At 66.5% G+C, this 14,713-nt stretch carries 9 protein-coding genes; 1 reads left to right on the plus strand and 8 read right to left on the minus strand.

The features are described from left to right. The first annotated feature begins 3 nt into the window (after nt 1-3). Nucleotides 4-744 (plus strand): metallophosphoesterase family protein, encoded by a 741-nt coding sequence (locus BM190_RS00940; protein WP_092251433.1) that lies wholly within the window; start codon nt 4-6, stop codon nt 742-744. A gap of 15 nt (nt 745-759) precedes the next feature. Here BM190_RS00940 and BM190_RS00945 read toward each other — a convergent pair whose 3' ends face one another. From BM190_RS00945 to BM190_RS00980, 8 genes are all read right to left on the minus strand, one after another. Beyond that, nucleotides 760-1,767 (minus strand): ATP-dependent DNA ligase, encoded by a 1,008-nt coding sequence (locus tag BM190_RS00945; protein WP_092251434.1) that lies wholly within the window; start codon nt 1,765-1,767, stop codon nt 760-762. 145 nt (nt 1,768-1,912) lie between these two features. Beyond that, nucleotides 1,913-2,233 (minus strand): thioredoxin, encoded by a 321-nt coding sequence (gene trxA, locus BM190_RS00950; protein ID WP_008540017.1) that lies wholly within the window; start codon nt 2,231-2,233, stop codon nt 1,913-1,915. Between the two features lie 67 nt (nt 2,234-2,300). After that, on the minus strand, nt 2,301-5,810 hold the full coding sequence (gene addA / locus BM190_RS00955) for a double-strand break repair helicase AddA (RefSeq protein WP_177236841.1): 3,510 nt from the start codon (nt 5,808-5,810) through the stop codon (nt 2,301-2,303). Beyond that, nucleotides 5,804-8,950: a double-strand break repair protein AddB gene (gene addB / locus BM190_RS00960; protein WP_092251436.1), complete on the minus strand. Its 3,147-nt coding sequence runs from the start codon at nt 8,948-8,950 to the stop codon at nt 5,804-5,806. The genes addA and addB overlap by 7 nt, the downstream gene beginning before the upstream one ends. A 347-nt stretch (nt 8,951-9,297) precedes the next feature. Then, nucleotides 9,298-10,020, minus strand: a complete 723-nt coding sequence (locus BM190_RS00965) for a nucleotidyltransferase family protein (protein WP_092251437.1) — start codon at nt 10,018-10,020, stop codon at nt 9,298-9,300. A 118-nt stretch (nt 10,021-10,138) separates the two neighbouring features. Further along, the gene (locus BM190_RS00970) at nt 10,139-10,456 is read right to left on the minus strand and encodes a PilZ domain-containing protein (protein ID WP_018323417.1); all 318 of its coding nucleotides are present in this window, start codon (nt 10,454-10,456) and stop codon (nt 10,139-10,141) included. 86 nt (nt 10,457-10,542) lie between these two features. Continuing rightward, nucleotides 10,543-12,075 (minus strand): tRNA (adenosine(37)-N6)-threonylcarbamoyltransferase complex ATPase subunit type 1 TsaE, encoded by a 1,533-nt coding sequence (gene tsaE, locus BM190_RS00975; RefSeq protein WP_092251438.1) that lies wholly within the window; start codon nt 12,073-12,075, stop codon nt 10,543-10,545. Beyond that, nucleotides 12,072-14,576 (minus strand): sensor histidine kinase, encoded by a 2,505-nt coding sequence (locus BM190_RS00980; protein WP_092251440.1) that lies wholly within the window; start codon nt 14,574-14,576, stop codon nt 12,072-12,074. The genes tsaE and BM190_RS00980 overlap by 4 nt, the downstream gene beginning before the upstream one ends. Nucleotides 14,577-14,713 lie beyond the last annotated feature (137 nt).

The following is a 14,713-nucleotide window of genomic DNA, read 5'->3' on the forward strand; positions in this document are numbered from 1 at the left end:
TCAATGCGCTTTGCCGCCATCGCCGACGTCCACGGAAACTATCTCGCGCTGGAGGCGGTGCTCGCCGACATCCGGGCCCACGGCATCACTGACATCGTCAATCTCGGCGACATGCTGAGCGGGCCGCTCGATGCGCGCCGCACCATCGAGATCCTGATGCAGCTCGACGCCGTGCACGTGCTCGGCAATCATGACCGCTACCTGCTGGATCGTCCGCCGGAGAAAATGGGCTCGTGGGATCGTCCCGCCCACGCAGCGCTCAACGCCGCGCAACTGGACTGGCTCCGCGCGCAGCCGATGACGCGGGTGTTTCGCGAGCAGGTGTTCCTCTGCCACGCGACGCCCGAGAACGACGAAGCCTATTGGCTCGACACCGTGCATCCCGACGGCACGGTGGCGCTGTCGCCGCTCGACCGGATCGAGCAGTTCGCGCAAGGCGTCACGCGGTTGCTGATCCTCTGCGCCCACACCCATCTCGCCCGCGCGGTGCGACTTCGCGATGGCCGGCTGATCGTCAATCCCGGCAGCGTCGGCAGTCCCGGGTATCGCGATAAGCATCCGTATCCGCATGTGGTGGAAGCCGGCACGCCGCATGCGCGTTATGCCATTCTCGAGCTTGCGAATGGCGCCTGGCAGGTGACGTTCCGCAATGTCGCTTATGATCACGAGGCGATGGCGGAGCTGGCGCGGCGCAACGGTCAGCCGGAGCTGGCGAACGCGCTCGCGACGGGATGGATCAATTAAGACGGCACGGGCTGCTCACTTCAGCAGCTTCATCGGATCTGCGGCCTTCTGCTTCAACTGCTCGAAGCTGCATTGCCGCGGCGCCTTGTCGGGGCGCCAGCGCAGAATCGAGGTGCCGTGGCGGAAGCGTTCGCCGCTGAAATGGTCGTAACAGACCTCGATCACCAGCTTCGGTTTGAGCGGACACCATATTGCCGAGCGCTCGGTGGACCAGCGGCTCGGCCCGCCCGGCGCGTTGCCGGTGAAGCCGGGCTCTGCGATCAGCGCCTCCACCCGGTCGGTCAGCGCGGGCTTCTGGTCTGCCTTGATCGCGGATGTGAAGCCGACATGGTGCAGCAAGCCACCATCGTCGTAGAGCCCGAGCAGCAGCGAGCCGACCATCTTTCGCCCGGCGATCTTGTTGGTGGCGTAGCGGAAGCCGCCGACCACGCAATCGGCGCTGCGGAATTTCTTGATCTTCTGCATGCCGTCGCGATTGCCGGCCTGATAGGGCAGGTCGACGCGCTTGGCGATGACGCCGTCCGAGCCGCCGCCGGATTGCGCCAGCCATTTTTTCGCGGTGGCGTAGCTCGTCGTCGCCGGTGACAGGCGGAAGAGGCTCCCCTTCAGATTGGCCTTCGCAAAAGCCTCCAGTACTGGTCGGCGTTCGCTGAGCGGTTTGCTGGCAAGCTGCTTCTCCCGGGCAGTCGCGAGAAGATCGAAGGTGAGATAGAGCGCCGGTGTCTCCTGCGAGAGCTTCGTCACGCGGCTTGCAGCCGGGTGAATGCGTTGCAGCAGCGCGTCGAATGAGAAGCTCTTGCCGTGCGGTACGACGATCTCGCCGTCGAGCGTGAAGCGGTCGGCCTTCAGCTTCAGCGCGGCAGCGACCACTTCCGGGAAATAGCGGGAGAGATCCTCGCCGGATTTGGAGCGCAGATCGACATGGCCGCCGTCGCGCGACAGCAGGCAGCGAAAGCCATCCCATTTCGGCTCGTATTGCCATTCCTTGCCGCGTGGAATTTCGTCGACCGACCGCGCCTCCATGGCAACGAGAGAGGTCGATCTTCGCGCGCGCTTTGTGGGAGGGGCAGGCAAGGGCCGGGACTCGTCATACGCTGAACACGTCCCGTCAACGCAAACGGCCGGCATTTCGCCGGCCGTTGTCGAAAATAAACTTGTGCGAGGCGGATCAGACCGCGGAGGTGATCCACTGCTGCAGCTTCGCCTTCGGCGCTGCGCCGACCTGGCGGGAGGCCATCTCGCCACCCTTGAAGATCATCAGGGTCGGGATCGACATCACGCCGTACTTCGACGCGGTCTTCGGGCTCTCGTCGACGTTGAGCTTGACGATCTTGACCTTGTCGCCCATAGCGCCGGCGATCTCGTCGAGGGCGGGCGCGATCATGCGGCAGGGGCCGCACCACTCGGCCCAGAAATCGACGACCACGGGGCCGTTCGCCTTGAGCACTTCGGCTTCGAAATCGGCGTCGGAAACCTTGCTAACGGCCATTGGAGTACCTCACTCGGTTGAAAGAATCGGCGCGCATGGGAATCGCGCCCGGGATCATGGGGTCAACCTATGAACGGCTCCTTGCCGGGTCAAGGACGCTCACACCGAGATGAAGGGATGCCAGCGCCGCGTCCAGCGCGGGGGCTGAAATCTCCATATATTCAAGGGCCTCCGTCCAGAGCAGGACGGCGCGGATGGGCTTTTGGGGATAAAGCTGTGCCAGCACCGCCCGGTACAGCGCAAGCTGCCGGACATAGGCGGCGGGCGCTGCGGCCGCGTTCTTGGGCGCCGCCTGGTTGGTCTTGAAATCGACGATCAAAACCTCCTCTGGACGAACGACCAGTCGGTCGATCTGTCCCGACACCAATGCTGGAGTACGGCCCGGCCGCTCCAGCCGGCCGGCGATGGCCACCTCGGCCCGGCTGCCGGCGGCAAACACCGGCGCAAAGCGCGGTTCAGTGATCAAAGCCAGCACCTTGTCGGCCAACGCGGCGCGGTCGGCCTCGGTCCAGTCGGAGGCATTGCGCGCCATGAAGCCGAGCGCGGCCTCGCGCCGGCGCTCCGCGGCGATATCAGGTAGGGATTGCAGCAGCCGGTGCACCAGCGTGCCGCGCTGCAGTGCCAGCGCGCGCGATTGCACCGATTCGCCTGTCCGCACGCTGCGGCCTTCTTCAGCTGACTGGCCGGACGGACGCACCAGATCGTCGTCAACGGTCTCGTGCGGCGCCGGGGTTCGCAGCCAGGCGGGCAGCGCGACCGTCTGGTCCATGGTCGCCGCCGGGATACCCAGCGCGGCGACGTCCTCCGGTCGGGCGAATCGGGTCACCTTGCCGAGCGGCGTCTCGATCGTCTGCTTGTCCAGGCCCGAGCCGGCGAGACCAGTGTCGACCAGGTCGTACCAGCTGAGCTTGCGGACCGTCTTCATGTTGCCGGGCATGCAGCCGCCGACGATTAGCCGGTCGGCCGCACGTGTCATCGCGACATAAAGCAGGCGGCGATATTCGTCCTCGGTTTCCTCGAGCATGGCCCTGCGCGCGTCGGCGACAGGCTTGGGGTCGTCGGCCTTGCGACCGGCCCAGACCACGACCTCGCCGCCATTGCCGCGCGGCACGTGGATCAGCCGGACCCGCTGCGAATCCGCGGGCGACGATGTGGTGTCGACCATGAACACGACCGAAGCCTCCAGGCCCTTGGCGCCGTGCACGGTCATCACCCGTACCTCGTCGCGCGAGATCTCCATGTCGCGCTTCACCTCGGTGTCGGCCGAGCGCAGCCAGGCCATGAAGCCTTGCAACGATGCCGGCGCCTTGCGCTCACAGCTCAGCGCCAGTTCCAGGAATTCGTCGAGCGCGTCGTTGGCTTCAAAGCCGAGCCGGCGCAGGATGCGCGCACGTCCGCCGTCGCCCCCTAACAGCCAGGCGTAGAAGGCGAACGGCGTCTCCTCGCGCGCGCGAATCTCGCAGGCTTCCAGCCGCCGCAGCACGGCCGCAAACTTCTCGCTTCCCTTCGCATGCTCGCCGAGCGCGCGGCGCAGCGATCCCTTGCGGTCGTGGGCAAGCTGGAACAGATCGTCGTCATCGAGGCCGAACAGCGGACTCTTCAGCGCCACCGCCAGCGCGAGATCGTCCTGCGGCAGCAGCAGGGCATCAGCGAGGTTCATCAGGTCGATGATCGCGATGTGCTCGGTCAGCTTGAGCCTGTCGGCGCCGGCCACCGGAACGCCAGTGTGCTTCAGCGCCTGGATCACGGCATCGAAGGCATTGCCGCGGCGGCGCACCAGGATCAGCATGTCGCCATAGCGCAGCGGTCGGCGCTCGCCTTCGTGCCCGGTCAGCGTGCCACTCTCGACCAGCCGCTTGATCTCGGCCTGGATGCGGCGCGCCAGCTTGACTTCTGGGCTGGTGACAGCGACGCCGTCAAACGGCGCGCGCCAGCCTTCGATCTCCTGGCGGTCGTCGGCGACAGCCAGATCCCACAGCTCGATCACGCTCGGACCGGCATCGGCGAGCGCGTTGTGCAGGGGATGGCCGATCTCGACCGAATGGATGCTCTTGTAGATCTCCTGCTCGCGGAAGACGTGGTCGACCGAGTGCAGGATCGCGGCGCCCGAGCGGAACGAATAGGTGAAGGCCACGGGGTCGAACTTCAGCCCGGCGGCGGTGAACTTGCGGTGCAGCTCTCGCCGGCGCGCATCGAATTCGTGGGGGGCTGCGCCCTGGAACGAGAAGATCGACTGCTTCTCGTCGCCGACCGCGAACACCGTGCGGTTCAGCCCCTCGCGCGCGCCTTCCCCGGCGGTGAATTCGGAGATGATGTGCGCGACGATGTCCCATTGCCGCGGGCTGGTGTCCTGGGCTTCGTCGATCAGGACGTGATCGACGCCGCGGTCGAGCTTGTAATGCACCCAGCCCGACGAGACGCGATTCAGCATCGCCAGCGTCTTGTCGATGAGGTCGTCGTAGTCGAGCAGACCGCGCTCCTGCTTCTCGCGGCGGTAGTTGGCGGCGGCCGCGGTCGCGATATGCAGCAGGGCCGCGGTGCGGTCGCGCATGGTCACGGCGCGGCGCTTCTCGATCAAGCCGCTGATGCGCTGCGCCTCGTTCTCGAACAGGCGGGCGACGGACGGATTGTGGTCGCCAAATTTTTTCGTCAGCACGGCCTTGCGCGGCAGCTTTTCGTCGGTGAGGAAGACGCAGAGATAGGCATCGACCTGCGCGCTGCCGGAGAACGCCTTGGCCTCGCGGAGCCGGCTGGCCTGGTCGTTGTCGGACTTGCTGCCGTCCTCCAGCGCAAAGGCGATGTCGTCCCAGCGCGATCGCGGCAGATAGGGTCCATCGAGAATCTCCGTCTCGACGTCCTCGATGCGGTCGCTCGCATCAACGCCCAGCGCCGACGCCATCTGCGTCGCCGCGGCTTCGGCGTTGCCGGCCTCATCCGTCCAGGCCATGAAGTGATCGCGGCTCAGGCACGCCTCGCGCACGACCTCCTTGAAGGTGACGTCGGCGGCGCTGGCCATTGCGGTCAGCAATGCGCGGCCGGTGACGCTCTCGGGATCGCGCGCGGCCTCCAGCAGCACCTTGAGATTGGCGCGCTCCATCATGTCGGTCTGGTCGCGCTCGTCGATCACGGCAAAGCGCGCGGGAACGTTGGCCTCGAACGGGAATTGCTGGAGCAGGCGCGTGCACAGCGCGTGGATGGTCTGCACCTTCAGCCCGCCCGGCGTTTCCAGCGCGCAGGCGAACAGTTTTCGCGCGTCGCGCCGAATTTTCGCGCTGGGATGCGGAATGCCGACAGCGCGGATCGCTGCGTCGAGCCCGGTATCATCCAGCGTCACCCAATGACCGAGCGTGGTGAACACGCGCTCGGCCATGTTGGCGGCGGCGGCTTTGGTAAAAGTGATGCAGAGGATCTTCTCCGGCGGCACGCCCGACAGCAGCAGGCGGATCACCCGCTGCACCAGCACATGGGTCTTGCCCGAGCCGGCATTGGCCGACACGAACGCCGACGCGGTCGGATCGGACGCACGCGCTTGCCGCGCGCGCACCTCGTCGGGAATGGGACGTGGCAGCTTCACCATTCCTCGATCCCCAAACCGCCGGCCGCAGACCATTCCTTGATCCGGGCGAGATCGTCATAGGTGCCGTAGCGGTTGGACCACATCGGCAGGTTCAGCGAGGTGTAGGGCTGGTTCTCGTCATCGAAGGCACGGATCAGGGCCTCAAGCTTGGCGCGCGCTTCGGCTGCTGCTGTGTCCGGCGGCTGCGGCTCGTCGCCGGGTTTGTACTTGAGCTCGAGGATGCGCTCCTCGCCCGGCGGATTGTTGCCGCTCAGGCGCACATAGACGAGCTGGCTCACCGACGCGCCGGCGTCGATATCGGGAAAGCCACCCTCGCGCAGGATCGCGGCCTCCAGGGTGAGCTGCGGCGACAGGCCCATGCGAACCTGCTTGCCGGTCGGCGGCTGTCCGGTCTTGTAGTCGAGGATGGCATAGCCGCCGCCCTGGCGCCGCTCGATGCGGTCGGCGCGTGCCGAAAGACGGAAGCTGCGCGCGCTGTCGAGCACGATTGAAATCTCGCCGCGCGTCTCCGCGACGATGGCCTCGATCGCGTCGCGGCGCGCGGTCTCCCATTCGCCGAACCAGCGCGCGATGCGCTGGAAACGCGGCCACCACAGCGCCCGCGCCTCGGGTCGCTCCATCAGCGGCGCGAAATGTTTCTCGCCGATCGTGCGCAGCACGCGCGCGGGATCGTCGGGCAGACGCGCGGCATAGCTCTCGGTGAACTCGCCGATCGCATCATGAATCGCCGAGCCGCGGTCGGCGGCCGACAGCGGCATGTCGACGGGATCGAGCGCATCGAGCCGCAAAATGTGTTTTGCGTAGATCGTGTAGGGATCGCGCAGCCAGTCTTCGATCGCGGTCACCGACATCCTGAGCGGCCGCGTCGCCCGCGGCGGCCGCGGCTCCGGTTGCTTGATCGGCCGGACCTCGTCCGGTTGGTCGAGCGCGCCCGCGAACTGCACATATTTCTCGCCGGCGCGAACGGCCGCCTTCCAATGATCGTCGCCCGCAACCGCCTCCAGCCGATGAAGGAAGCGCGAAGCCACCGCAGGTGCGCCGCCGGCCTTGGCGGAATGGGTGAGGATCACCTCGTCGCCGCCGAGCAGCTGAGCAAAGTCGTGGGCGGAGAGGCCGATGCGGCGCTCCGGCAGATCGAGACCGAGCTCGTGCCGCATCGGCCGGCTGAGCCAGGGGTCGATGCGCGGAGCCGGTGGCCAGACGCCTTCGATCAGGCCGCCGACGATGATGCGGTCGGCCTGCATCAGGCGCGATTCCAGCGGGCCGTAGATCTGCAGCCGCGCGCCCGGCTTGTCTCGCCGCCTCACGGCGCGATCGCTGAAAGCGGTCTGGAAGACGTCGGCATAATCAGGCAGCGTCACCATCAATCCGCTGATCGTGCCGCCGCGCAGGAGATCGTCGAAGGCGCCGGCGAGCGCGAGGCCTTCGCGCTCCTCGAAGGCGAGCGGGGTGCCCTGCTCGTCGCGCGACAGCTCGATCATGATCTCGCGATGCCGGTGCGCGAGTTCGGCAAAGTCATATGGCTTGGCCGACACCAGATTCTCGATCGGCGCCAGCGCCTTCTGCAAGGTGTCGATCAGCGTCTGGATGCGGTCGATATTTTCGACCTTGAGACGCGCACGGGGCTCGGCCTTGTGAAGCGCGGAGACCTCGCTGCGCCACAGCTTTGTCAGCTCGTCGCGAAAGCGGTTGAATTCGCGCAGCAGGCCGCCGGTGCCCGCGGGCGGGCGCGTGCCGCGCAGGACTGCAAGCTCGAGATCTTCGATCGCCGCCTTCCATGCGCCAGGCAGCCGGCCGAGCCGGCACAGCGGATGCTTCAGCATCGCCAGCAGCGTCGGTGGCTCCAGTCCCTTGGTCGCGGCTTCCGCCGTGAAACGCGCAAAGACGCCGGCGGATGTTTCCATCAGCACGTCGCCGCCGGAATCATCGAAGGCGAGATCCCATCGGGTCAGCGCGGCCATCACCCGCCGCGCCAGCGCGCGGTCCGGCGTCACCAGCGCTGCCGATTTGTCGAGATGCCGTGCTTCGCGCATGGCGATGGCAATGGCGAGCGCTTCCATTTCAGGATTGGGTGCTTCGACGACAGCGAGATTCTTCATGCCACCGGCGATCTTCGCCGCGACGTCCGGCTGCTTCAGCCGATCGTGCCAGACTTCCGTCTTGGCCGACGGCCGCATCGATTCCGATGCGAGCAGATCGCGGCCGCCGTCCGTTGGCGGCTGGAGAATCTCGACGTCACTGCGCTTGATGCCAAAACGATCCAGCAGTGCGTTCATCGCGTATTGCGGATGGTTTGACGCCGGATGCTCCGCGAACTTGCCGAGCGAGTCGCGCACGCCGCCGATGCTGCGCCAGGCGTCGTCGTCGAGATCGGTGTCGAGGCCCGGCAGCACCACTGCGCCATGTGGCAACGAGGCGACCGCATGCAGGAATTTCGCGGTGGCCGGCATCGAGCCGGTCGAGCCCGCTGCGATCACGGGCCCATGGGGATGTGCGGTCAGGCGCTTGGCTTCCGCCGCGATCAGGAGATCGCGCCGGGCTGCGGGTTCAATCCGGTTGATCTCGGTGAGATGACCGGGCCAGGCGATGCGTGCGATCCGCAAAAATTCGAGCGAGTGCTGCCAATAGCGGTCGAGGTTGTCAGGTACGAGACCGTCGAGCGCGCTCCAGTCGACGCCGCGCGTCACCATGTCGTCGATCAGGCGCGCGAGGTCGCCGGCGAGCGCCAGCGTCGAAGCGGGCCCGCCGACCACCAGTGGCGACAGCACCGGGCCCTTGGCCCAGGCTGCGACCAGTTGCGCCAGCGTCAGCCGTCGTTCGAGCTCGCCGAGCCGCGGCGGTATGTCGAGCGGCGTTGCGCCGGAGAACTGCTCGCCCTCGTCGGCGAAGGCGAGCTCATCCTCGTCGATGTCGCCGAGCGCGACGATGCGCGGCAGCACGACGGCATCGGCCTTCATCTCGTCGAGGAAGATCTCGCGCACCACGCGCATCGCGCGCCGTGTCGGGAGGTATAGCGTCGCATCCGCCAGACGCGCTGGTTCCTTGCGCGCCTCGAATCCCTCGACCAGTCGTCCCTCGAGCAGGCTCGCGACGACCGTGCGCAGGAACGGAACTGAGAGGGGGACGCTGAAGACGCGCATGAGCTGCCTGATTCGAAGGATCAGGCAATATAGGGAGGCGGGGTCAAATGGTCATGGGGCGGGGCGAAATCGTCCCCGCTGTTCGCGCGCTTCGTAGCCCGGATGGAGCGTAGCGCAATCCGGGATTCGTGCCACAAGTGATGGTGGCCCCGGATTACGCTGCGCTCCATCCGGGCTACGGCACTGTTCGCGGCGCCACCGCTCTCGTGCCCCGGACGCAGCGCAGCACGCAGTGGTGCGCTGCTGAGCCGGGGCCCAATCTGCTTTCCGAAAGTGAGGATGGAGTGGGTCCCGGCTCTGCGGAGCGGCACTTCGTGCCGCACCGCGTCCGAGACAAAAGACCGGCCTTACGCCACGCTCTCCAGAAACGCCTCTTCCGCGGCGTGCACGGCGTCGGGCGTGCCGACATGCATCCAGACGCCGTCGAGGCGGAGGCCGAACAGCCGCTCCTGCTCGTTGGCGCGGTCGAACATTTTTGTCAGCGAGAACTCGCCCTGCGGCGCGCCTTCGAAGATCGACGGTGACAGGATCGCAGCGCCAGCATAGACGAACGGAACGACTTCCTTTTCCTTGCGCTTGCGCAGGGCGCCGTCGGGCAGCATGCCGTAGTCGCCGCGACCGCCGTAGCCGATGCTGGTTGCGGTCGGCGCCATCAGCAGCAGGATGTCCATGCGCGCGGGGTCGAAATTTTCGGCAAGCCGCGTCAAATTGGAGCGCACGCCGTCGATCCAGAGCGTGTCGGAATTGACGTGGAAGAACGGCGCGTCGCCGAGCAGCGGCAGCGCCTTGACCACGCCGCCGCCGGTGCCGAGCACCTGGTCGCGCTCGTCCGAGATGGTCACGCGCGGAAGCTGGCGCGATGCGACGTGATCGATGATCTGGTCCGGCAGGTAATGCACGTTGACCACGGCCTCGGTCACGCCCGCCTGGCCGAGCTTGTCGAGCACGTGGTCGAGCAGCGGCTGGCCGGCCACCGGCACCATCGGCTTCGGCATCCTGTCCGTCAGGGGACGCATGCGCAGGCCAAACCCTGCAGCGAGCACCATGGCTTTGGTCGGTTTGACGGACATCCTTCGCTTTCTCAGACCTTTCGCGTTCGCAGCAATCCTAACACGAGGTTCGATCAGCCGCACCGCATCTCAACCGCCTTAGCCACCCGCCGTGACGGTTGTACGACGGGTGTTGCCATCATGCCCCGACGGCTGTGGAACGCGCCTTTTTCTTCTTGTCGCCGAGCTTGAGGAAATTGACCCCGATCTGGTCGCCATTGACCCAGGCCAGCTCGCAACGCCGGTACGCAAGTCCGGTGGACGACAGCAGCAGAAAGAACTCCTTCAGATGGAGGCCCTCGACCGAGCCGTCGATGGTCAGCTTGGCGCCGGTCTCGGAGACGTCCTCCATGGTGCAGTCGCGCCGCCAGGTGCCGTCGATCCCCATCATCTGGGCCGAGATCCCGCGCTCGAAAACGACCCGGCTGTTGCCGCGCTGGTCCGTCTTTACCGCCATCTGCCCGCTCCAGCCCGTAATGATCCGGCTGCCTGGCCGCCAGAATACCGGCGTCTTGGCTAACAGCTGGTAAATCGGGCCCCGAATCAAGCCTTTGGCGGCCTTTGGGGCGGCGGGACGTTGGCGAGATACCAGTCGCGCAAAGAGCTCAGCGCGGGATGCGCCAGCGAGCGCTCGAGATAGGTCCAGATCCGCGGCTGGTGACGCAAATAATGCGGCTTGCCATCGCGGCGGTTGAGGCGGGCGAAGGTGCCGAGCAGCCGCGTGTTCCGCTGTGCCGACATGATCGCGTAGAGCTCGGCGAAACCGGCCGGATCGAAGCCGGCATCGCCAGCGCGCCGCGCCTTGATGTAGCGCGACAGCAGCGTCAGCTCGAGGCTTTCGGGCACGTCGATGCGGGCGTCCTGGAGCAGCGACACCACGTCGTAGGATTGCGGACCGAGTACGGTGTCCTGGAAATCGATCACGCCGACGCGCGCGATGCCGGTGCGATCGCCAAGCCAGATCAGATTGGGCGAGTGATAGTCGCGGATGATCCACGTCTTCGGCGCGGCCAGCGGCTTCTTCAGCAGCTCTCGCCACATCGCGAAAAATTCGGCGCGCTTCTCTTCGCTCAGCGGCGCGTTGCGATCGGGCAGGTACCATTCCGGCATCAAGCCGATCTCGATCAGCAGCGCCTCGGTATCGAAGAGGGGAATGGCGTAGCTCTGATCCGCCAGCGGCAATGTTTCCGGCAGCGTCTTGCCGTGCAGCACGGCCAGCACGTCGGTCGCAGCTTCGTAACGTTCGGCGATCGGGCGCGGCGGATCGCCTTCGATTACGCCTTCGCTGCCAAAATCCTCGGAGATCAGGAAGCCGTGGTCGAGATCGTAATGGTGGATCGCGGGTGCCGAGACGCCGACTACGCGCAAGCCTTCGTCCATGGCAACGAAAGGCCTGATGTTCTCCGCAAGATGCACCGCGGCGCTGTAGGACTTCCCGTTGTACATCGCCGCGCCATCTGGCCGCTGCGGAGAGTTCATGAGGATGACGCTCTCGCCCTCGCGCAGCAGCCGCGCATAGGAGCGCGTCGAGGCATCGCCCGCCATGCGCTTGCGCGTCGCATCCAAGTAGCCCGCTGCGTCCAGGAATTCACGCAATGCCTGCAGCCGCGCGACCGTGGCCGCGCTCTTGCCGTGACCGGTGATGTCGGCGGCGCGCGCGTTCGAGCCCAATGCGGGACGATGCGTCAGCGCGATGTCGATGCGATCCTGTGGCATCGCCGACGGCGCGCGCTCCGGCCATTCGATCAGGACGAGTGTGGCATCGGGCAGGGGCGACAGCCCGATCTCCTCGAGCTCGCTCTCGTCCTCGACGCGGTAGAGATCGGCGTGCATCACCGGGAGCGGCGGCAGCTCATAGCCCTGCACCAGGGTGAAGGTCGGGCTCGGCACCTCCAGCTCCTCGTCGCCGGCGAGGTAGCGGATCAGCGCGCGGGCGGCAGCTGTCTTGCCGGCGCCGAGATCGCCAGTCAGCGTAATGACATCGCCAGGGCCGACCAGCAGCGCGAGGTCGGCCATCAATTGTGCGGTGGCCGTCTCGTTGTGAAGCGCGACGGAGAATGTGGTGGGCGCGCTCATTCGGCGGCGTCGCGATGCGCCGCCTGGTCGGTCGGGAAGTCGCAGATCACGACCGTGCCCCGGCCGACGATCGAATCCACCCGCACCTTGCCGCCATGCAGCTCGACGAAGGAGCGCACCAGCGACAGGCCGAGCCCGGCGCCGCGGTGACGCGAGCCCTGCGAGCGGCTTTCGAACCAGTTGAACACCTTGTCCTTCATGTCGGCAGGTATTCCAGGCCCGGAATCTGTCACAGTGAAGACCACGCTGCGTTCGGTGCGGCGCGCGCTGATGCCGACCGTGGAATCCTGTGGAGAAAACCCGACGGCGTTGGCGAGGAGGTTATAGAGCACCTGCACCACGCGTTTCTCGTCGCCGACGAAGCTTCCGACATCGGGCGCGATCTCGACCTTGAGGCGGATGCGGTCGGTGGCGAGTCGGTCCTGGATGCCTTCGGCCGCGAGCTCGATGGTCTTGCTGACGTCGACCGGGCCGAGTTCCAGCTTCATGGCGCCGGCGTCGATGGTGGCGAGATCGAGGATGTTGTTGGTCAGCGCCAGCAGCGCGTTGGTCGATTTGGTGACGTAGTCGAGATATTCGGCCTGCTTCGGCGTCAGCGGCCCGGTCGAGGGATCGCTGAGGAAATGCGCGAAGCCGATGATGGTGGTGAGCGGCGAGCGCAGCTCGTAGGAAACGTGGTGGACGAAATCCACCTTCATCTGGTCGGCAGCCTCCAGCGCCTCGTTGCGCTCGCGCAGTGCGCGCTCGACGTTCTCGGTGTCGGTGATGTCCTGGAACGTCAGCATGGTCGCGCCGTCATGCAGCGGGCGGATCATGCCGTCGAGCACGCTACCGTCCTTGCGCTCCAGCTTCAGCGGCACGTCGGCGCGGCTCTCGATCGAGGTTACGGCCTCGCGGATCTGACGCCAGACCGTGGGGTCGTCGAACAGCTGATGGCACCAGCCTTCCACCGTCTGGATGTGCGGCTCGTCGCGCATGGCATCGCTCGACAGCTTCCACATCCGGACGAAGGCCGGGTTGAACAGTTGCGCCTTGCCGTTGCTGCCGAACACCGCGACGCCCTCGGCGAGGCTGTCCAGCGTCTCGCGCTGGACCCGGATCATGCCGTCGAAGCGGCGGGCGAGCTCGAGGCTCTCGGTGACATCGTCGAACAGATAGGTGACGCCGCCTTCCGGGTTCGGCGTGGTCACGACCGAGAGCGCGCGGCCGTCGGGCAGGTACCAGGTGTCCTTGGTGGTCTCGACCGCGCGATAGGCCTCGTGCAGCTTGGATTTCCAGGCACGGAAGTCCGGCTGCTCCGGCAGCTTGCGCGCGGCGCGGAGCTGGTCGAGCACGCTGGAATCATCGGGATTGGCGTCGAGGAAGGTGCGGTCGAGGTCCCACAGCCGGCGGTAGGAATCGTTGTAGAAGGCGAGCCGACGCTGACCGTCGAACACGGCAACGCCGGAGGAGAGCTGGTCGAGCGTGCGGCGATGCGCCTCCGCCATCCGCACCAGCGCCGAGCTGAGCGCATCCGCCTCGCTGGCATCGATGGCGACGCCGACGCTGCCGCTGCCGACATTGACCGCGCGCACGTCGTAGATGCGGCGCTCGCCGCTGATCACGATCGGCAGCCGCGCGTTGAAATTGGCGGTGTCTTTCAGTCCCCGTTCCATCGCGGTGCGATCGGCGCTGTCGAGCAGCTCGAGCTTGCGCTCCTGCGCGTCGGTGACGTTGTTCGCCTCGGTGGCGCGGACATAGGCCGGGTTGGCGTAGGTCAGCGCGCCGTTCTCGCCCTTGGCCCAGATCGGCCAGGGTGCGTTGGCGGCGAAGCCGCGCAGCATCTCGGTCTCGTCGGAGAGCGCGTTGTAGCGCAGATTGGTCTCGGCCAGATCGCGGCGGAGCCCCGAGAGCTCGCGAATCCGGACAATGGCCTGGCCGCCGATGGCGCGGCCGATGGCCTCGAGCGTGTGGCCATGCGAGGTGGTCAATGTCAGCTGGAACCCGTCGCCGCGGTCACGCAGCGCATCGACGGCATGATCCATCTGGAGCGCGGGTTCCGGCGGCAGCCAGGTTCCGAATGCGAGCACGCGTTGCGGCGAGGAGTCGCGCGGCAACACCATGGAGATGTCGCCCGAGATCTGCGCGCGATTGTCGCCGGCCGGCCAGGAGATCAGGATCTGCGGCTCGGCGAACAGCAGCGCGCCGAAACGGTCGGCCTGGAGCTGGAGTTCCCCGATTCGGGCACGCAGCCGCGCCTCGTTCTTCGCCGTGCGCACGCGCGTGCGCATCAAGAGAATCGCAGCCACCACCGAGAAGCCGAGCAAGGCCAGCGCGGTGGCGAGCACCGCGAGTTCCTGCCGGTTGAAATCCAGCATGATGGAGAGGGTGTCGATGAGGTCGGCCGCCTCGGCCGGCGCAGCCGGCAGCAGCGCTGCAAGAGCGCCTCCCAACAAGCCGTTGCGCACGAGCGATGTGCACGACAGCAGCGTCCGACGCATCGACACGATCACGCCTGACATAGTTGCCCCAAGATCGCACAGATTTGCGCGCGGCGACCCCCGTCGCGCGCGAATCAAACGACAATACCCTCACCGCGACTCCGGCGGTAAGAGTCCAGATCGTGAACGCAAAGGCGGCCCCAAAAAAATGCCGGGCT

The sequence above is a fragment of the Bradyrhizobium sp. Rc3b genome (assembly GCF_900114915.1).
GTDB lineage: Bacteria > Pseudomonadota > Alphaproteobacteria > Rhizobiales > Xanthobacteraceae > Bradyrhizobium.